The sequence below is a fragment of the Neorhizobium puerariae genome (assembly GCF_042429745.1).
Classification (GTDB): Bacteria; Pseudomonadota; Alphaproteobacteria; order Rhizobiales; family Rhizobiaceae; genus Neorhizobium; species Neorhizobium puerariae.
Window position 1 is genome coordinate 1 of record NZ_JBHMAA010000074.1, and the last position, 506, is coordinate 506.

General features: G+C 48.8%; 1 protein-coding gene. It reads right to left on the reverse strand.

Annotated elements, in window-relative coordinates:
* Window positions 1-48 precede the first annotated feature (48 nt).
* Window positions 49-506, reverse strand: a 458-nt coding sequence (locus tag ACFFP0_RS31015; protein WP_377266089.1) for a 50S ribosomal protein L23, incomplete at its 5' end; no start/stop codon positions are given.

The window sequence follows — 506 nt, forward strand, 5'->3', positions numbered from 1 at the left end:
TTTTTGGTGAAAAAAGTATATATTTAGAATTAGCCATCTGGACTCAGTTTAGATGATCCCAATCTTGTTGGCAACATCTAGGGCATCATAATCAGGAGCCAAGCGAACATACGCCTTCTTCTCTCCGTCGGGCCTTATCAGGGTATTGACTTTGGCCACATCGATGTCATAGAGTTTCTTGACAGCCTGTTTGATCTGATGCTTATTGGCCTTGACATCCACAATGAACACAAGAGTGTTGTTGTCCTCTATTTTCTTCATGGCTGACTCCGTGGTCAGTGGGAATTTGATGATAGCATAGTGGTCAAGCTTGTTTCTCCTGGGCGCACTCTTCCGAGGATATTTTGGCTGCCTCCGGAGCCGCAGGGTCTTGGGCCGCCGGAAGGTGGGTGACGTTCGGATCTTCTTCTTTTTGTGGCTGTGGACGCCTTTCAGCACCGCCTTCTTAGCTTTCAAGGCCTTCGCTTTGGCTTCGGCTTTGGGAGGGGCAGGAGCTTCCTTCTTCG